Raw genomic sequence first — 17,440 nt, 5'->3', positions numbered from 1 at the left:
GCCGATTAACGACATAACCCTCATCTTGCATTCTCGCTCAGTGCGGGGGCGCCGGCGTTTCTACCGTGCCTGGGGCCCTCGTCCAGCAGGCCGGCGAACTCCCGCTGGACGGACCGGCAGTCGGGGGCCGGCGAGGTACGGGCCGGGCCGGGCGGGGAGTGGCGGATGCGGAGGTGGAGCCGGCCTTTGATCATCGTGATCAGGACGCCCCTGGCCCACCCCTCGTCCGCGGTCTTTCGCGCGTAGAACTCCCTCGTCGCCCGGTTGTCCAGCATGTCCAGCAGGACGATGTGGTGGCCCCACGGGATCGGCCGCCCGGTCTGCGGGACGGAGTCCGGCCAGGCCGCCGCGAACGCCCTCATGTAGAGGAGGTTGGTCCGCGAGTAGCCCATGGCCTCGGGGAAGGCGCCGCGCAGGTCGATCGAGAGCCGGGGCACCGCCTTCCTGCCCCAGTCGTCGTCCGTCTGCCGTTCGAGGATGTGGCGGCCGATCCGCCAGTACTGCCGGATCAGCTCGGCATCGGTGGTGAGCAGGGCCACCCGTCCCCGGCTGCCGGTGATCTCGCGCTTGACGGCGTCGAGCAGCGACCCGTAGTCGCCCCGACCGGCTTCCTCGCCGTTCCTGTCATCACTCATGCACGCAAAGTATCCACTCGGCCCGGCCTCCGCATCCGCCGCCGGTGACCGCCTGGAGTGAGGAATCCTCGTCAGGGGATGAGGATTCCTCACCGTCGGGCCGGTCATGTCATGGCATACGCGCATAGGCAGGGAGAGTAAGGAACTCCGCGAAGTCGTCGTCCAGGGCGACCTCCTTGAACAGCGCGGTCGCCTGGTCGTAGAGGGCCTCGTCGTATCCGGGCTCTTCCTTGATCTTGGCGAGTTCCTCGTCGATGATCTGCTCGACCAGTTCCCTGGTCACCGGGGCGCCGGTGTCGGCGAGCTTGATGTCGTTGTGGATCCACTGCCAGATCTGGGAGCGGGAGATCTCGGCGGTCGCCGCGTCCTCCATCAGGTTGTGGATCGCGACCGCGCCCAGCCCGCCCATCCAGGCGGCCAGGTAGCGCAGTGCCACGTCCACGTTGTTGCGCAGCCCCGCCTCGGTGATGTCACCGGGAGTCTTGGCGACCGCGAGCAGGTCGGCGGCGGAGACGGAGACGTCCTCGCGCAGGCGGTCGAGCTGGTTCGGCCGCGATCCGAGGACGGCGTCGAAGACCTCGCGGCAGATCGGTACCAGGTCGGGGTGGGCGACCCACGAACCGTCGAAGCCGTCGCCGGACTCGCGGGTCTTGTCGGCGGTGACCTTCTCCAGGGCGATCTTGTTGACCTCGGGGTCGCGGCGGGAGGGGATGAACGCGGCCATCCCGCCGATGGCGTGGGCCCCGCGCCGGTGGCAGGTGCTGACCAGGAGCTCGGTGTAGGCGCGCATGAACGGGGCGGTCATCGTCACCGCGTTCCGCTCGGGCAACAGGAACTCGCGGCCGCGGGTGCGGAACTTCTTGATCACGCTGAAGAGGTAGTCCCAGCGGCCCGCGTTGAGGCCGGCGGAGTGGTCGCGGAGCTCGTAGAGGATCTCCTCCATCTCGAACGCGGCCGGGTAGGTCTCGATGAGCACCGTCGCCCGGATCGTGCCCTGGGCGATGTCGAGCAGTTCCTGGGCCCGGACGAAGACGTCGTTCCAGAGGCGGGCCTCCAGGTGCGACTCCATCTTCGGCAGGTAGAAGTACGGGCCCTTGCCCTTGGCGATCTGCCGCTGAGCCGAGTGGAAGAAGTAGAGCCCGAAGTCGACGAGGGAGGCGGAGAACGGCGTCCCGTCGAGGGTGAGGTGCTTCTCCTCCAGGTGCCATCCGCGGGGGCGGACCACGATGGTGGCCAGCTCGGAGTCGGGCTTGAGGGTGTAGCTCTTCTCCCCGACGGAGAAGTCGATGGTCCGGTCAAGCGCGTCGCGGAGATTGAGCTGGCCGTTGACGGTGTTTTCCCAGGTGGGGGCGTTGGCGTCTTCGAAGTCGGCCAGCCAGACCTTGGCGCCGGAGTTCAGTGCGTTGATCGTCATCTTCCGGTCGACCGGGCCGGTGATCTCCACGCGGCGGTCTTCCAGGCCGGGCGCGGGCGGGGCGACGTGCCACTCGGACTCGCGCACGTGCCTGGTCTCGGGCAGGAAGTCGAGGGTGCCGCCCGCCGACAGCTCCGCCTGACGGTCCTGGCGGGCCTGGAGCAGTTCCAGGCGCCGGTCGTTGAACTCGCGCTGGAGGGTGGCCACGAAGGCCAGTGCCTCCGGGGTGAGGATCTCGTCAAAGCGGTCCTGGCCGGGGCCACTGATCTCAACGCCGTCCATGAGCCCTCTTTCCGTATCGTGGAAAATTGTTTCTGAACTGTGGAATAGACGCTACTTGACGGCCGGTTCCCGGTCAAAGGCAGGGTCCCCCTCAGGGCTCGCTCGGGGAATTCCCCGATGATCTGGGGGATGTAGTGGGAGACAGTTGGATCAGCGCCTCCCGGTAGAGGGAGAGGACGGACAAGTCATGAATGGGAAGTGGAGACTTCCCGGAAAGTCGAGGATCGGGCGCATGAAGAGGAACACGATCGTCGCCGGTGGGCTGTTGGGGGCGGTTTTCATGCTCTCGGGATGCGAGTTCGCCCTGGACTTCCGCGACCGGCAGCAGGACGTCGTCTCCTACGACGTCACCGGCAGGGTGACGGCCCTGGACGTCGCCACGGGCTCGGGCGACATCGTGGTCACCGAGTCGGACCGGCAGGCCGTCCACGTGACCGAGACCATCCACTGGCGCGGCGGCGACAGGCCCACCACCCAGCACCCGGTGGACGGTGGCACGCTCACCCTGCGGCACCGCTGCGACGGGCCGAGCTGCTCGGTCGACTACAAGGTCGAGATCCCGCCGGGTCTGACGGCCAAGCTCGACACCGGTTCCGGCACCATCACGCTGCGCGGGCTGACCGGGGGAGTACACGCCGAGAGCGGCTCCGGCGACGTCGAGGCGGGAAACCTGGGGTCCAAGCAGTTCACCGCCGACACCGGCTCCGGCGAGGTCGAGGCGAAATTCACGGTCATGCCCGACAGGGTGGAGATCGAGACCGGTTCCGGCGACGTGGCCGCCTACCTTCCCAAGGGCAGCTACGACGTGACCACCGAGACCGGTTCCGGCGACGAGACCGTGGAGGTGGTCAGGGACCCCTCGGCGCCGCACAAGATCACGCTGAGGACCGGTTCCGGCGACGCCCGGGTCCTGCTCTCCTGAACCGGCGGGCACCGACACCGGCCCCGCGCCGCCCGGCGGACGGAGCGGTGATAACCAGGTGATGACGGAGCGGTTCCCGTGGCACCATCGGGGGGAAGAGACCCGGGGTGTTCGGGCGTTCACTCATATGAGAAGAACGCATACGGACCCACCATCTGAATGGAGCGACGACATAGACACTCGTGAGCCGCTGGACATCGATCGATTCGACGACCTGCTCGACACCGGCGAGATGGATCTGGCCGAGCGCCAGGCGCTGCGCCGGGTGGCGGGCCTCTCCACGGAGCTGGAAGACGTCACCGAGGTCGAATACCGCCAGCTGCGACTTGAGCGGGTCGTCCTGGTCGGCGTCTGGACCTCCGGTACGGCGATCGACGCCGAAAACTCCCTCCTGGAGCTCAAGCTCCTCGCCGAGACCGCGGGTTCACAGGTGCTGGAGGGATTGATCCAGCGCCGCCAGAAGCCCGACACGGCGACCTACATCGGTTCGGGCAAGGCGCAGGAGCTCGCCGACATCGTCTCCGCCACCGGTGCCGACACCGTGGTGTGCGACGGTGAGCTGAGCCCCGGCCAGCTTCGCCAGCTCGAGGAGACGGTAAAGGTCAAGGTCATCGACCGGACCATGCTGATCCTCGACATCTTCGCCCAGCACGCCAAGAGCCGCGAGGGTAAGGCCCAGGTCGAGCTCGCGCAGCTCAACTACCTCCTGCCGCGCCTGCGAGGCTGGGGTGGCAACCTGTCCCGCCAGGTCGGTGGGCGCGCCGCGGGCGGTGTCGGCATGGGCGGTCGCGGTCCCGGTGAGACCAAGATCGAACTGGACCGCCGCCGAATCCGTGAGCGGATGGCCAAGCTACGCCGCCAGATCGGCGGGATGACCACCGCCCGCGAGACCAAGCGGGCCCGACGCCTGCAGCGCGAGGTCCCCGCCGTGGCCATCGCCGGATACACCAACGCGGGCAAGTCCTCGCTGCTGAACCGGCTGACCGGCGCCGGAGTGCTGGTCGAGGACGCCCTGTTCGCCACGCTCGACCCGACGATCCGCAGGGCGCACACGCCCGACGGCCGCCTGTTCACGCTGGCCGACACGGTCGGGTTCGTCCGGCACCTGCCGCATCAGCTCGTCGAGGCGTTCCGCTCCACGCTTGAGGAGGTCGGCGATGCCGACCTGATCCTGCACGTGGTCGACGGCTCGCACCCCGACCCCGAGTCGCAGCTCGCCGCGGTACGTGAGGTGTTCGCCGACATCGAGGGCGTCCGCGACATCCCGGAGATCGTGGTCATCAACAAGGCCGACGCCGCCGACCCGGTGGTGCTGGCCCAGCTGACCGCGCGGGAGAAGCACACGGTCGTGGTCTCGGCCCGCACGGGCGCCGGGATCGACGAGCTGAGGGCCGTGATCGAGCGGGAACTGCCCCGGTTCGACCAGGAGGTCAGGCTTCTGGTGCCGTACGAGCGCGGCGACCTGATCTCCAGGGCGCACGGGGAGGGCGAGGTCCTCGGCATCGAGCACACCGAGGACGGCACGGTGCTGCACGCCAGGGTTCTGCCCGGCCTCTTCGCCGAGCTGGAGAAGACCGCCAAGCCGGTCGAGACCGTCTGATCGGTTCCTTCCGCCGTACCGCCTCCCGAGGCGGTACGGCGGCGTCCTTACTTACCTCTCGCGGCGGAACATGACCAGCGCCACGTCGTCCTCCCTGGCGCCGAACCTCTCGATCAGCCGGTCGCAGAAGGCCTCCAGATCCTCCTCCACCTCCTCGGCCAGGTGCTGTACGATCTCCAGGCTCTCGTCGAGCAGCTTGTCGCGGTCCTCGATGAGTCCGTCGGTGAACATCAGCACCGAGCCTCCCTCCGGTACGTTCACCCGGTCGACCCGGTAGCTCTCCTCGGCCACGCCCAGCAGGAGATTGCCCATGCGGTGGTAGTGGGCCCGGCCGTCGGCGATGAGAAGAGGCGGGATGTGCCCCGCGTTGGCGACCTCCATCTCCCCGGTCACCGGGTCGAGCAGGAGCAGGCAGACGGTGGCCGTCATACCCGGGTGGTAGCGCCGCAGCACGTCGTTGAGCAGGGCCATCGACGTGCCGAGATCCGAGGTGCCGATGATGGAGGCGCGCAGCGCGTGGCGCAGTTCCGCCATGACGGTGGCGGCCAGCAGCGAGTGTCCCTGGACGTCGCCGATGGCGATGAGCACCCGCTCGCCCAGCCGCAGGACCTCGTAGAAGTCTCCACCGACCTCGACGTTGTCGACCGCCGGCTGGTAACGCCAGCTGATCGTGAGCCCGGGGACCTCGGGAATCCGCGCCGGCAGCAGGCTGCGCTGCAGGGTGATGGCGATCGCGTGCTCCTCGGCGTACGCCCGGAGCGCGTCCACGGCGAGGGCGAGGGCCTGGCCGAGCTGGCGCAGCACGTTGGACTCGTCGGCGTCGAGCGGCGGGACCCCGTCCACCCCGAGGTAGACGGGAGGCCTGCCCAGCTTGGTGCGGCAGACCACGACCGAGGCGTCGCCGCTGATCTTCGTGTCGGGCAGCATCCCCGTCCACTTGGCGGTGGGGACCGTGAAAACTTGGGTTCCCGCGGCATCGCCCAGGGACATCGCGCCCAGCCTGGTCAGCGTCTCCGGAGTCGCGATCTTGGCGACGGCGGCGTTCTCCAGAGGTACGACGGTGAACCTGCGGATCCGGCCATCGGGAAGCAGCGCGAGCGTGCTCCCCCGCCGCTCCAGGATTCGGGAGGCCCCCTCGACGGCCGTGCTGAGGAGCTCGTCGAAGGTCTCGGCGGAGTTCATCGAGAGCGTGACCTCGGTGAGAGCGGCAAGCCGCCGGGCCATCAGTTCGGCGCGCTGCCGGGCGCGGTAGTAGCGCAGCGTGGCCTCGACCGTCGCGGCGAACTCGTCAGGCTCGACCGGCTCGGCCAGGTAGGCGTCGGCTCCACGTTCGAGCCCCTGGGCGCGGTCGGCCGGGGTGATCGCCGCTCCGGAGATCTGGATGACCGGTATCGACGACGTCGCCGCATCGGCCTTGATCTGCTCGCAGACCTCGTAGCCGCTGATGTCGGGCAGTCGTACGTCGAGGACGACCAGGTCCGGCTGGAGCTCTCTGACCTTGGTGAGCGCCTCCAGGCCGCCGGTGGCCTGCACGACCTGGTGACCCGAGCGGCGCAGCCAGCTCGACAGGATGTACAGCTTGGTCGGGGTGTCGTCCACGACCAGCACCGTCGCTCCGCCGCTACCCATGGGCGTGTCCCAGAGCGCTTCCGATCGCCTCCAGCAGGGTGTCACGGCGGAGCCCCTGCTTGGAGATCACCATGTGTGCTCCTTCCGGGGCCTGCCGCGACGTGGCGACGGTCACGATGATCACCGGTATCCCGCGCAGCCGCTCGTCGTCGGCCATCCGCGACATCAGTGCGGTGCCGTCGAGACGGGGCATCAGCAGGTCCACCAACGCGAGGTCGGGCGGGTTCGCGGACATCGCCTCCAGCGCGCTCAGCCCGTCGGAGGCCTCGTCGATGTGTGTGGCGAAGCCGGTGAGCATCCGTCGTACCGTGGCGCGGAACTCCGTGTCGTCGTCCACGATCAGCAGCCGGTCGATCACCGGAGCCTCGTCGTTCCGGTAGGGCAGTCTCAAGGTGGCCGTGGTTCCGGATCCCACCGTGCTGGTCAGCTGCAGTCCGCCGCCCAGGGCCTCGGCCAGCCTGCGGGCGTACGGCAGGCCGAGGCCGGTCCCCTTGGTCCGCGCCTGGATCTTCCCCGGCACCTGGAAGAACTCCTCGAAGACGCGTTCCAGGTGCTCCTCGGGCACGCCTATCCCCGTGTCGGTCACGGTGAAGACCAGGTCGTGGGTGGCGGCGTCGATGCTCACCGCCAGCTTGACCTCGCCCCGCTCGGTGAACTTCAGCCCGTTGGAGAGCAGGTTCCGCAGGATCCGGGTGAGCATCACCTCGTCCACCATCATCTCCAGCGGTGTCTGCGGGATCTCCACCGTGAGCGTCACCTCGTCGTTGCCGCTGGTGGGGCGGAGCGTCAGGCGCAGTCGTTCCGCCAGCGCCACCAGGTCGACCATGGAGAGCTGCGGATCGAGCCGCCCGGCTTCGGCCTTCGCCATGTCGAGCAGCTCGCTCACCAGCGCCAGAAGCGTCTGCGCAGAGGAGCCGATGAGGTTCACCTGGTGGAGCTGCTCGGCGGCCAGGGGCTCCCCGCCGGGGCCCACCAGGAGGCGGACCAGGCCGATGATCGAGTTGAGCGGGGTGCGCAGCTCGTGGCTGACCGTGGCCCAGAACCTGTTCTTCGCGTCGCTCGCCGCCCGGAGCTGCGCGGACTTCTCATCCAGCTCGGCGTAGAGCGCCACGACGCCGCGGTTGGTCTCCTCCAGTTCCTCCGAGAGCTGGTTGTAGAGTGCCAGCACTCCCTGGTTGGTCTCCTGCAACTCGGTGTTGAGCTGCAGGACCTCCTCCAGGGTCTCGGCGAGCTCGCGGTTCTGCAGGCGCAACTCGTCGAGGGCGGTGGTGGGCGTCGCGGTGGCGAGTACGGCGCGTATCTCCTCTGCCGAGCGCCTCGGCTCGCGGCCCTGCGGGAGCCGTTTGACCATGCTTATTCTTCCCTCGGCGGGATCGAGCTCGATGAGGTCGACGAGACGCCCCGCCAGCATCACGCCGCCCGACGGGCTGAAACCGGTCTTCGCCGAGAAGTCAAAGGTGACGAGCAGGGCATCCCGCTCCAGCCGGAAGGCGACGGAGGCTTCGATCTCGGCGTCGAGAAGTTCTCTGCCGATCTCGCTCAGCGCGGTGGCCACCCGGATCTGGTCCTGGGCCTCCAACCCGACGCTCTCCGCCACCTCGCGGCCGAGCCTGCGCATGGCGAAGACGTCCTGGTCGCCCTGGACGTCGACCCTGATCAGCTCGTCCCCGGTCATGCGCCCGGCCTGACGGCGACCACGCAGGCGTCGTCCCTGCGGGTGCCGGCGTCGCGCAGCAGCGTGCCGGCGACGACGGAGGGGAGGCGCGTGACGAGCCCGGGGTAGGAGGTGATGTCCCAGCGCTCGGACAGTCCGTCGGAGTGGAGCAGGACGACGCTGTGCCGTGGCACGGTGTACTCGTACTGGCGCAGAGTTCTGGCCTTGTGGCCGGCGATGCCCGGCACCGAGATCATCCCCTGACGGCCGTCGCCGTGGGCGATCCACGCGGAGATGTTACCGAGGCCGGCGAAGCTCACCGTGCCCGCGGCACCGTCGATCCGGGCCACGGCGACGGCGCCGCCCCTGGTGTGGCTCAGGCCGGTGTGGATGCGCTCCAGGACGGTGACCGGTGCGAGGTCCGCGTGCCGCAGGAACAGGCGCACCGCCTCTCGGGAGGCGTGGGCGGCGGCGGGGCCGTGCCCGAGCCCGTCGCAGAGCATCACGGTCATCGCGGCGCCGGTCTCGGTGACCACGAAGGCGTCGCCGCAGACGGGTTCCTCACCGATCGGGCGGGTCAGGCCGCTCACCTGGGACCGAGGCAGCGGAGCGCCCTGCGCGACGAAGTACATGCCGAGCACGGTTCCCCGGCCGGGCACGGAGTGAACCTCGTATCCGCTGGCCATCCGGGCGATGCCCCCCAGCCCGATGCCGAGCGTGCCCGCCGTGGAGTAGCCGTCGCGCAGGGCGCGGGAGACATCGTGCATCCCCGGCCCCCGGTCGATCGCGAGGACCTCGACCGCCGAGTCCAGTTCGGGATGCGGCCGGATCAGCATGACCCCCTCGACCGCGTGCTTCACCAGGTTCGACGCGGCCTCGCTCACCGCCACGGCGACCCGCCCGGTGTCCTCCTCGCCGAATCCCCGGATCTCGGCGAGTGCCACGGCGGTACGGCGGAGCGCGCCGATCGCACTGGCGTCCTCGGCGCGCACCCAGACGTCGGGCTGCGAGCGGATCAGCGTGCCCATTTCGTCACCGTGATCAGCGTGCCCTCGCCAGGGGTCGATTCCAGGGCGAATTCGTCGACCAGACGGCGGGAGCCGCTGAGGCCGAGACCGAGGCCGTTACCCGTGGTCCACCCGTCGGTCAGCGCCTGCTCGATGTCCGGGATGCCGGGCCCGTTGTCGCTGAAGGTCATCCGCAGGCCCCGCCGTACACCCTTGTGCACGACCTCGACCCGCACCTGTCCTCCTCCGGCGTAGACCAGGGCGTTGCGGGCCAGCTCGCTGGCCGCGGTCACCACCTTGGTCTGGTCGACCAGGGACAGGCCCACGTTCACGGCGACGGTCCTGACGCGCTGGCGGACCAGCACGACGTCGCCGTTGACGTTGATGGGCAACTCCTCTGCGCTTGTCACCAGGCGGCCGCAGAGGTCTGGGAGCTTTCGATCTGGTTCAGCAGCGCGACGCCCTTCTCCAGATTGAGCGCCGTGCGCACGCCACCGAGGGAGAGGCCGAGCTCGACGAGGGTGATCGCCACCGCCGGGCGCATGCCGACGACGATCGTCTCGGCGTCGAGCATGCGGGAGATCGCCGCGATGGTGGCCAGCATCCGGCCGATGAAGGAGTCGACGATCTCCACGGCGGTGATGTCGATGATCACTCCTCGCGCGCCGGTCGCGACCACCTTCTCAGAGAGGTCCTCCTGGAGCGCGAGCACGCTCATGTCCTGCAGGTCGATCTGGATGGAGACGATCAGGATGTCGCCGAGTTTGAGGATGGGCACGCGTTCCATCAGGCCTCCACCGTCCGTACGGCGATACGGGACTGCCCGCCGTTGACGACCTTGACGCCGCTCGCCCGCAACGTGTGGGCCAGCGCGTCGGCGAGCGTGGCCTTGGTCACGATGTCGCCGAACTCGATGCCGAGGGTGACGATGGTGTGGGCGATCTGCGGGCGGATGCCGGAGATCACGCACTCGGCGCCCATCAGCCGGGCCGCCACCACGGTCTTGAGCAGGTGCTGCGCGACCTCGGTGTCCACGGCCGGCACCCCGGTGATGTCGATGACCGCGTGCTCGGAGCCGGTGTCGACGAGTGTCTGCAGCAGCTTCTCCATGACGACCTGTGTCCTGGCCGAGTCGAGCGTGCCGACCAGCGGCACCGCGACGATGCCTTCCCAGAGCTTGACCACCGGGGTGGACAGCTCCAGTAGCTGCTCCGCCTGGTCAATGATGATCTTCTCCCTGGCCGCCGCGTAGCTCTCCACGGTGAAGAGCCCGAGGTCGTCGATTACCCGGGAGAACCAGATGAAACCTCGCAGGGCATCGGGGGAGCCGTCCTCCTCGGCCATCTCGTAGAGCGCCTCCTTCAGGCCGAACACCACGATCGCGGTCTCAGTCGGGGTGAACCCTTGGCGGGCGCGGTCGCGGGACAGTTCGGCGAGGAGGCCGCGCAGGTCGCTGAGGTCGCCGGAGCCTTCGAACGACTGACGCAGCGCCTGGTAGAGATCACGTAGCTGGTCGGCCAACCCTCCGCGATCCACCTGGCTGCCGGTGGCGGAGAGGGCGATCTCAAGCCAGCGCTTGAGGATGCGGTCCTCGTGCTCCTGGAGAAGTGCTTCGATGCGACGCCGGCCGGCGTCCGCGGGGACAGACAAGGCAACTCCTATGCGTGTGACCTGGGGACAACTCGCAAGAAAGGCTACCCGGAGTGTCCTGCCCATGGCCTTTTCCGGGATTTGACGGGTGGATTACGGCCGGGAGCCGGGATGTCGAGCCGTCGCCCCCAGGCGCTCTCACGGTGACGCGACGGCCCGTCGCCGAGGTGGAGGCGGTCAAGGATCACGGTCCGAGCCTCCCGATTATCAGCCTAGGTTGATCGCGAATCGCGTTTCAACGACGGGGCTTGCGCTGGACGGCTCCCTGAGATGCACTGTGATTGCGAAAGCGTACAAAAGCCGCGAAAGCCGCAGTGGTCGGCCGGGGTTTAGATTGCTACCATAAGGCAAATCTAGCGAGATGTTATGACGCAAGTTGCTCTGGTGACTACTGTTACGGACGATGAAGAAGTAGTCTGAGCTGTGGAAAGGTGCTCAACGTCACGCGTGACCGCCGAGCCGGCGGGCGAGGTGCGGTCGCGGTGAGGCGGCGTTCTTCCCAATTAGCCTGTACAGCGGGCTGACTTGTGAAATAACGTAACTGAACTGAAATCGCCCGATCATGATCTCGGCGATACTGTCGCCGCACAACAGATACGCGGATGAGAGCAGGAGACCCCCGATGCCGTCCGGAGTCACAGCGGGCTTGAAGGGCACGGTGCCCGGCAGTGTCAGGGGCGACTCGTCCCGTCCGGGTGTGGTCCTCCTCCAAGCGTCTTCCCCTGAACACAAGGCGGTGATGCGATGACGGTCCGCCTTCTGACCAACATCGGCCGGCTCTGGACCGGAAACGATGTGTTCAGCAACGCGGCGATCCTCGTTCACAACGACAGGATCGCCTGGGTCGGCCGAGCCGCGGACCTGCCGCAGAGCGTGCCCGGCGTCGTCGACGACATCGTCGACGTCGACCACGTCGAGAACCTGGGCGGCGCGCTGGTCACCCCCGGCCTGATCGACGCGCACACCCACCCGGTCTACGCGGGCAACCGCTACGCCGAGATGGCGATGCGCTCCGGCGGTTCCACCCCCTCCGCGATCACCGCGGCGGGCGGCGGCATCGGTTCCACCGTGACGGTCACCCGGGGCACCGATCCCTGGACGCTCTGCAACGGTGTCCGTGAGCGGCTCCGGGACTGGCTGCTCAGCGGCACCACCACCATCGAGGCCAAGACCGGCTACCACCTCACCCGCGACGGCGAACTCGCCGACGTGCGGCTCCTGCGCGAGCTGGAGAAGGAGCCGATGATGCCGCGGGTGCACGTGACCTTCATGGCCGCGCACGTCGTCCCGCCCGAATACTTCGGCCGCCAGCGTGACTACGTCGAGGCCGTGGGCTCCTGGTGCGCCGACGCCGCGGCGGCGGGGGCCGACAGCGTCGACGTCTACTGCGACGAGGGGCACTTCACCGCGGAGGAGGCCCGCTGGGTCCTGGCCTCCGGGCGCAACGTCGGCCTGCAGCCCCGCGTGCACGCCGGCGCGTACACCCGCAGGGGCGCCGTCCAGCTCGCCGCCGAACTCGGCTGCGCCTCCGCCGACCTGCTTCACCACACCACCGACGAGGACATCGCGATCCTGGCCCGCTACGGAGTCCCCGCCGTGGTCTGCCCCGGAACCGCCCTCCAGCGTGGCAGCCTGCCTCCCGTCCGCCGGATGCTCGCCCAGGGGGTCACCGTGGCCCTCGGCAGCGATCACAACCCGGGCCACTGCGGCATCACCTCGATGTCACTGGTCATCAGCCTCGCGGTGGCGGCCTTCGGCATGAGCGTCGGCGACGCTCTTCGCGCCGCCACCCTCGGCGGTGCCACGGTCCTGGGGGCTTCCGACCGCGGTGTTCTCGCCCCGGGTCGCCTCGCCGACATCGTCCAGTGGGACGCTGACCACGAGGGTGCCTTCGCCTGGGCCTTCGGCCTCAAGCCCCGCCGGGTCTGGCGTGGAGGCACTCCGGTCCAGTAGGTCCGATGTCCGTGACTCCGGCCTTCTTCGTCTGATCTTCTCCGAGTAACCTCTGGACATGTCGCCATCGGTCGCCGTCGTCACCGACTCCACCGCCTACCTTCCGGGAGAGCGGGTCTCCCGCCTGGGCATCATCGTGGTACCGCTCCAGGTGGTCGTGGGAGGCAGGTCGCTCGACGACAGGGCGCTGGACGAGGTGCCCGGGGAGCGGGCTCCGGTGACGACCTCCAGGCCCACCCCGCGGCGTTTCGCGGATGCCTACGACCAGGCGGCGGCCCGGGGTGCGACCGGCATCGTCTCCGTCCACCTGTCGGCGGAGATGTCCGGCACGTTCGAGGCCGCCCGCGCGGGAGCCGAGGATTCACCGGTTCCGGTCGACGTCATCGACAGCAGGTCCATCGGCATGGGCCTGGGATTCCCGGTCCTCGCCGCCGCGGGTGCCGCCGCCGCGGGCGCGACCCGGACGGAGGTGGCGGATGCCGCCCGCCGCCGCGCGGAGTCGATCCGCAGCTTCTTCTATGTCGACACCCTGGAGTACCTGCGCAGGGGAGGCCGGATCGGTGCGGCTGCGACCCTCCTCGGCTCGGCATTGATGATCAAACCGATCCTGCACATTCGTGACGGCGCGATCGTTCCTCTGGAGAAGGTCCGTACGGCGAGCCGGGCCATCGCCCGTCTCGAGGATCTCGCGGTCGAGGCCGCGGGCACCGCCCCGGTGGAGGTCGCCGTCCAGCATCTCGGAGCCACGGCCCGTGCCGAGGCGCTGGCGGCGCGCCTGCCCCGGCGCATCCCCGCACTCGTCGAGGTCACAGTCGTCGAGGTCGGTTCGGTCATCGGCGCCCACGTCGGCCCCGGGATGCTCGGTATCACCGTCTCCTTCCCGCCCTCCTGACACCCGTGGCCGGGTCGCCGTCCACAACCTGACCGCGCGGCCGGCCGGATATCCACAGAACGGTGTTCGGCGAGGATGTTCCCGGTGCCGCCCCGTAGCGTCCTGCGGGTGCGGACCACAGGCCAGAACATCGAGCGGTTCCGGGCCGAGTCGCGGCTGCGGATCCTGACAGGGCGTGGATCACCTGCCGCCGTGCCCCTCCCGCGCGGGTCGGCCGACCTGCTCGCCCTGCCGCGGCCCAACGATCGGCTCTCACCGTTCCGGCCGGCAAGCCCTGCCGATCCGGGAGATCCGCTCCCTCACGGGGAGGACGAGGCCGCTCCGCCCTGTTCGGCGGGGGATGCGTGGGCCGGTGGGCGGGGTCGGCCGCAGGATGTCGCCTCCCTCGACGGTCCCGCCGCGCGTGTGCGTTCCATGCCGTCTCCCCCGGCCTTCGAGGCGCTGCGCAAGGTCGTGGCCGCACAGGGACAGGATCTCGGTCCGGGCAGGCCGGGGTTGCGCCTCCTGCTGCTCGTCGCCCTGACGGCCGCCGTCGCCGGCGGTGTGTACGCCTGGAGATCCCAGCCGGAGCCCGAGCCGCTGGCCCCGCCGGCGCCGATCTCCGGGACTCCGCTGCCGGAGCCTGGCAATGCCGCACGGCCCCGGCCCGTGCCGGCCACCGAGCTGACGGTTCACGTGACCGGAAAGGTCCGCCGCCCCGGGGTGATCACGTTGCCCGGAGGTTCCCGGGTCGCCGACGCGGTCCGGGCCGCCGGGGGCGTTCGGGGGGCGGCCGCCACGGGGTCTCTCAACCTGGCGCGCAGGCTCGTCGACGGCGAGCAGATCGTCGTCGGCTCGGCCGGCCCCGCCGTCGCGGTGGCACCCGCCCCGGTGGATCCGGCGGACCCCGCCACCGCCGTCGTCGACCTCAACACGGCCACGATCGAGCAGCTCGAAGGGCTGCCGGGCGTGGGTGAGGTGCTCGCCCGGCGCATCACCGAGTACCGCGCCGCCCATGGCGGCTTCCGCGCCGTTGAGCAACTCCGCGACGTGAGCGGCATAGGCGACCGTAAGTACGCCGAGATGCGCGACAGGGTCCGGGTGTGATCCGCAGGTCGGGGAGGGCGGTCGGGATGCGAGCCGGCTCGGTCGTCGAGGCCGGGCGCGCCGGGGCCACCGAGAGCCCTGATGGTTCCGGTGCTCCCGGGAAGGCCGGTGGTGTCAGGGATTCCGGAAAGGGGCGGGGCGCGCATGCCGCGCATCTGCTCCTGCCCGCGGCGGCATCGTGGGTGATCGCCCTGGTCCTGCTGGGCTGTCCGGCGGCGACGGGTGCCGTGGTGGCCGGTCTCACGGCCGTGGGTGCCCTGGCCGTGGCTGTTCTGGTCCGGGCGGGGAGGACGGCGGGCCGGCGTAACGCGGTGATCGCGGTCCTGGGGTGCGCGGCCGCGGTGGCCGGGTCGGTGGCCTTCCGGGTGCACGCGGCCGGTACGGGACCGGTCGCCGAGCTGGCCGGAAGGCATGCCTCGGCGGTTGCGGAGGCGGTGGTGACCGACGACCCCCGGGAGGTGGCCCGGCGTGGCGGGCCGTTCCGGCGGGAGAGCTTCGTGGTGCCCGCCCGGGTCGAATCGGTCGGGACGGGAGCGGACAGGGTGAGGCTGCGGGCTCCGGTGCTGCTTTTCGTCTCCGGCGCGGAGTGGCGTTCGCTGCTGCCCAGCCAGCGGGTCGAGGTCAGCGGGCGCTTCGGCCCGGCGGACCCCGGTGAGCTGCTCGCGGCGGTGGTGCTGGTCAGAGGGGCGCCGCGCGTCCTGAGCGGACCCTCCTGGGAGCAACGCGCGGCCGGAGCGCTCAGATCGGGGCTGAGGAAGGCGGCCGAGGTGTTGCCACCGGCGCAGCGCGGGCTGCTGCCCGGCCTGGTGGTCGGTGACGTGTCCCGGATGGACGACCAGGTCAGAGCCGATTTCAAGGCGGCCGGCCTCAGCCACCTGCTCGCCGTCTCCGGGGCCAACCTCGCCGTCGTGGCCGGTGCGGCGGTCGCGATGGCCAGGACGGCCGGTCTGCCACTCGCGGCGCGGGCGGTGCTGGCGATCTCGGCCATGGTCGCCTTCTCGATCGTCGCCCGTCCCTCGCCCAGTGTGCTCAGGGCTCTCCTGATGGGCGGGGTCGCCGCCGTGGCACTCGGTACGGGCCGCTCGCGCGACGGCGTCGCGGCTCTGTCTGCGACGGTTCTGGGACTGATCTTCTTTGTCCCCGACCTCGCCCGCTCCTACGGCTTCGCCCTGTCGGTCTTCGCCACCGCGGGCATTCTGGTCCTCGCACCGCGCTGGCGCGACCGGCTCTCGGCCCGGATGCCCCGATGGGCCGCGGAGGCGATCGCCGTGGCCGCCGCCGCCCAGGCCGCCGTCACCCCCGTCCTGGTCCTCATGTCCGGGCAGCTCGCACCGGTGGCGATCCCGGCCAACCTGCTCGCGGGCCCGGCCGTGGCCCCGGCCACCCTGCTCGGCTTCGTGGTGGCGCTGGTCGCCCCCCTGCACCTGGGGCTCGCTCAGCTGCTGGTCCGGCCGGCGGGTCTGGCCACCGGATGGATCATCGAGGTGGCCGGGCACACCGCCGGGCTCCCGTTGGGCGTGCTCCCGTGGCCGGGCGGCGTCACCGGGCTGCTCCTGCTGGCCGCTGCCGTCCCGCTCGCCGTGCTGGTGCTGCGGCACCGGAGGATACGCCTGATCGCCCTGGCGGCCGTCGCCGGCCTGGTTCTCGCCGTGACGGTGGCCGCGCCGATCGTGGCTCGCTGGCCGCCTCGCGGATGGTTGCTGGTGGCCTGCGATGTCGGCCAGGGAGACGCGCTGCTGGTCGCGGCAGGGCCCGGGCGAGCCGTGGTGGTGGACGCGGGGCCCGATCCTGTCCGGGTGGACCGCTGTCTGCGTTCCATGGGAGTCGGGGAGGTGCCGCTGGTCATCCTCACCCATCCGCACCTCGACCATGTGGGAGGGCTCGACGGTGTCTTCCGTGGGCGGGCGGTGGGAGCGGTGCTGGTGACCCCGCGCGGCACCGGAGACGACGCCGGGGAGCATGAGGGGGTGAGGCTGAGCGAGGATCTCGCCCGCCGCCGTGTGGTCGAGTGGGCGGCGAGTCCGGGGGCGAGCTGGCGGTTCGGGCCCTCCGAGCTGACGGTCATCGGCCCGGTGACCGAGGTGTCCCCGACCGGCGCGGGGAAGGGGGCGGCCGTCAACAACGCCAGCGTCGTGGTGCATGTTCGCTGGGCCGCGGGGTCGGCTCTGCTCAGCGGCGACATCGAGACCGAGGCCCAGGCGGAGCTGCTCCGCAGGGGCCTGCCGCGCGCCGAGATCCTCAAGGTTCCGCATCACGGATCCGGCAGGTACGACCCGGCCTTCTTCGCCGCGATGGGTGCTCGTGCCGCCCTCATCAGTGTGGGGGCGGACAACGACTACGGCCATCCCGCGCCGTCGACCCTGGCCACGCTGTACCGGCTCGGTGTGCGCGTCCACCGGACGGACCTGTCGGGAGACCTCGCCGTGGTGGACAGCGGGGGAGCCCTGTCCGTCATTCCCCGAAGGAGCGCCCCGGCCGGAGGGGCTCCGGTACGGGACTAGGACGTGACCTTGGCCGGGCGGCGGAACTCGGTGTCCACGTCGGCGGCGTAGACCGACCGGCTGCAGCGCGCGCAGCGGTACATGATCGGGCCCTCGTCGAGGGACGTTCCGCAGCGCGGGCAGGCGTGGCGGCGAATGGTGGAGTTCGTCATGGTTTTCACCTCCTGTGAGGTTCCCAGGGTGCCTCATGGCACCTGCATTCCGATTGCGAACGA

General features: G+C 70.1%; 15 protein-coding genes. 6 read left to right on the top strand and 9 right to left on the bottom strand.

Annotation, left to right across the window (positions count from 1 at the left end; genetic code table 11):
* Positions 1-20 precede the first annotated feature (20 nt).
* Positions 21-635: a DUF1016 N-terminal domain-containing protein gene (locus tag ACFQVD_RS20215; protein WP_343979922.1), complete on the bottom strand. Its 615-nt coding sequence runs from the start codon at positions 633-635 to the stop codon at positions 21-23.
* Positions 636-744: 109 nt separating this feature from the next.
* Positions 745-2,331: a malate synthase A gene (gene aceB / locus ACFQVD_RS20210; protein WP_343979918.1), complete on the bottom strand. Its 1,587-nt coding sequence runs from the start codon at positions 2,329-2,331 to the stop codon at positions 745-747.
* A 232-nt stretch (positions 2,332-2,563) separates the two neighbouring features.
* On the opposite strand from aceB, the gene ACFQVD_RS20205 reads away from it, so the two are divergent.
* Positions 2,564-3,253 (top strand): DUF4097 family beta strand repeat-containing protein, encoded by a 690-nt coding sequence (locus tag ACFQVD_RS20205; protein ID WP_343979915.1) that lies wholly within the window; start codon positions 2,564-2,566, stop codon positions 3,251-3,253.
* 232 nt (positions 3,254-3,485) lie between these two features.
* A complete protein-coding gene (gene hflX / locus ACFQVD_RS20200; protein ID WP_343980030.1) occupies positions 3,486-4,853 on the top strand; it encodes a GTPase HflX in 1,368 nt (455 codons plus the stop codon).
* A 51-nt stretch (positions 4,854-4,904) separates the two neighbouring features.
* Here hflX and ACFQVD_RS20195 read toward each other — a convergent pair whose 3' ends face one another.
* Genes ACFQVD_RS20195 through ACFQVD_RS20170 form a run of 6 tightly spaced genes read right to left on the bottom strand, consistent with a single transcriptional unit; the run spans position 4,905 to position 10,793 of the window.
* On the bottom strand, positions 4,905-6,482 hold the full coding sequence (locus tag ACFQVD_RS20195; protein ID WP_343979912.1) for a fused response regulator/phosphatase: 1,578 nt from the start codon (positions 6,480-6,482) through the stop codon (positions 4,905-4,907).
* Complete coding sequence (locus ACFQVD_RS20190) at positions 6,475-8,157, bottom strand: ATP-binding response regulator (protein WP_343979909.1); 1,683 nt, start codon at positions 8,155-8,157, stop codon at positions 6,475-6,477. The genes ACFQVD_RS20195 and ACFQVD_RS20190 overlap by 8 nt, the downstream gene beginning before the upstream one ends.
* On the bottom strand, positions 8,154-9,164 hold the full coding sequence (locus ACFQVD_RS20185; RefSeq protein ID WP_343979906.1) for an ATP-binding protein: 1,011 nt from the start codon (positions 9,162-9,164) through the stop codon (positions 8,154-8,156). The genes ACFQVD_RS20190 and ACFQVD_RS20185 overlap by 4 nt, the downstream gene beginning before the upstream one ends.
* Positions 9,152-9,553 (bottom strand): anti-sigma regulatory factor, encoded by a 402-nt coding sequence (locus tag ACFQVD_RS20180; protein ID WP_343979903.1) that lies wholly within the window; start codon positions 9,551-9,553, stop codon positions 9,152-9,154. The genes ACFQVD_RS20185 and ACFQVD_RS20180 overlap by 13 nt, the downstream gene beginning before the upstream one ends.
* Complete coding sequence (locus ACFQVD_RS20175) at positions 9,550-9,930, bottom strand: STAS domain-containing protein (RefSeq protein WP_343979899.1); 381 nt, start codon at positions 9,928-9,930, stop codon at positions 9,550-9,552. Before ACFQVD_RS20175 ends, ACFQVD_RS20180 begins: the two co-directional genes overlap by 4 nt.
* On the bottom strand, positions 9,930-10,793 hold the full coding sequence (locus tag ACFQVD_RS20170) for an STAS domain-containing protein (RefSeq protein ID WP_343979896.1): 864 nt from the start codon (positions 10,791-10,793) through the stop codon (positions 9,930-9,932). The genes ACFQVD_RS20175 and ACFQVD_RS20170 overlap by 1 nt, the downstream gene beginning before the upstream one ends.
* Positions 10,794-11,537: 744 nt before the next feature.
* On the opposite strand from ACFQVD_RS20170, the gene hutI reads away from it, so the two are divergent.
* The 4 genes from hutI to ACFQVD_RS20150 all read left to right on the top strand — a co-directional run bounded on the left by hutI (position 11,538) and on the right by ACFQVD_RS20150 (position 17,225).
* Positions 11,538-12,746 carry an imidazolonepropionase gene (gene hutI, locus ACFQVD_RS20165; RefSeq protein ID WP_343979893.1) on the top strand — a complete coding sequence of 403 codons (1,209 nt, stop codon included), beginning with the start codon at positions 11,538-11,540 and terminating at the stop codon, positions 12,744-12,746.
* A gap of 58 nt (positions 12,747-12,804) precedes the next feature.
* On the top strand, positions 12,805-13,638 hold the full coding sequence (locus ACFQVD_RS20160) for a DegV family protein (protein WP_343979889.1): 834 nt from the start codon (positions 12,805-12,807) through the stop codon (positions 13,636-13,638).
* A 414-nt stretch (positions 13,639-14,052) separates the two neighbouring features.
* Positions 14,053-14,724, top strand: a complete 672-nt coding sequence (locus ACFQVD_RS20155; RefSeq protein ID WP_343979886.1) for a ComEA family DNA-binding protein — start codon at positions 14,053-14,055, stop codon at positions 14,722-14,724.
* A 26-nt stretch (positions 14,725-14,750) separates the two neighbouring features.
* A complete protein-coding gene (locus ACFQVD_RS20150; protein WP_343979883.1) occupies positions 14,751-17,225 on the top strand; it encodes a ComEC/Rec2 family competence protein in 2,475 nt (824 codons plus the stop codon).
* Here the strand turns inward: ACFQVD_RS20150 and ACFQVD_RS20145 are convergent.
* Positions 17,222-17,377, bottom strand: coding sequence for a hypothetical protein (locus ACFQVD_RS20145; protein ID WP_343979879.1), 156 nt, complete (start codon positions 17,375-17,377; stop codon positions 17,222-17,224). The two genes, ACFQVD_RS20150 and ACFQVD_RS20145, sit on opposite strands and share 4 nt — an antisense overlap.
* Between the last annotated feature and the right edge of the window lie 63 nt (positions 17,378-17,440).

The organism is Streptosporangium amethystogenes subsp. fukuiense (assembly GCF_042665875.1).
In the GTDB taxonomy this organism is placed as follows: domain Bacteria; phylum Actinomycetota; class Actinomycetes; order Streptosporangiales; family Streptosporangiaceae; genus Streptosporangium; species Streptosporangium fukuiense.
This window is presented reverse-complemented; position numbering and strand designations above follow the sequence as displayed.

What these genes read in the sequence shown, in the direction of transcription:
- hutI (WP_343979893.1), top strand. Translation starts at nt 11,538, where the DNA reads ATGACGGTCCGCCTTCTGACCAACATCGGCCGGCTCTGGACCGGAAAC.
- ACFQVD_RS20190 (WP_343979909.1), bottom strand. Translation starts at nt 8,157, where the DNA reads ATGACCGGGGACGAGCTGATCAGGGTCGACGTCCAGGGCGACCAGGAC.
- ACFQVD_RS20155 (WP_343979886.1), top strand. Translation starts at nt 14,053, where the DNA reads ATGCCGTCTCCCCCGGCCTTCGAGGCGCTGCGCAAGGTCGTGGCCGCA.
- ACFQVD_RS20205 (WP_343979915.1), top strand. Translation starts at nt 2,564, where the DNA reads ATGAAGAGGAACACGATCGTCGCCGGTGGGCTGTTGGGGGCGGTTTTC.
- ACFQVD_RS20160 (WP_343979889.1), top strand. Translation starts at nt 12,805, where the DNA reads ATGTCGCCATCGGTCGCCGTCGTCACCGACTCCACCGCCTACCTTCCG.
- ACFQVD_RS20195 (WP_343979912.1), bottom strand. Translation starts at nt 6,482, where the DNA reads ATGGGTAGCGGCGGAGCGACGGTGCTGGTCGTGGACGACACCCCGACC.
- ACFQVD_RS20145 (WP_343979879.1), bottom strand. Translation starts at nt 17,377, where the DNA reads ATGACGAACTCCACCATTCGCCGCCACGCCTGCCCGCGCTGCGGAACG.
- ACFQVD_RS20185 (WP_343979906.1), bottom strand. Translation starts at nt 9,164, where the DNA reads ATGGGCACGCTGATCCGCTCGCAGCCCGACGTCTGGGTGCGCGCCGAG.
- hflX (WP_343980030.1), top strand. Translation starts at nt 3,486, where the DNA reads ATGGATCTGGCCGAGCGCCAGGCGCTGCGCCGGGTGGCGGGCCTCTCC.
- ACFQVD_RS20150 (WP_343979883.1), top strand. Translation starts at nt 14,751, where the DNA reads ATGCGAGCCGGCTCGGTCGTCGAGGCCGGGCGCGCCGGGGCCACCGAG.
- ACFQVD_RS20215 (WP_343979922.1), bottom strand. Translation starts at nt 635, where the DNA reads ATGAGTGATGACAGGAACGGCGAGGAAGCCGGTCGGGGCGACTACGGG.
- aceB (WP_343979918.1), bottom strand. Translation starts at nt 2,331, where the DNA reads ATGGACGGCGTTGAGATCAGTGGCCCCGGCCAGGACCGCTTTGACGAG.
- ACFQVD_RS20175 (WP_343979899.1), bottom strand. Translation starts at nt 9,930, where the DNA reads ATGGAACGCGTGCCCATCCTCAAACTCGGCGACATCCTGATCGTCTCC.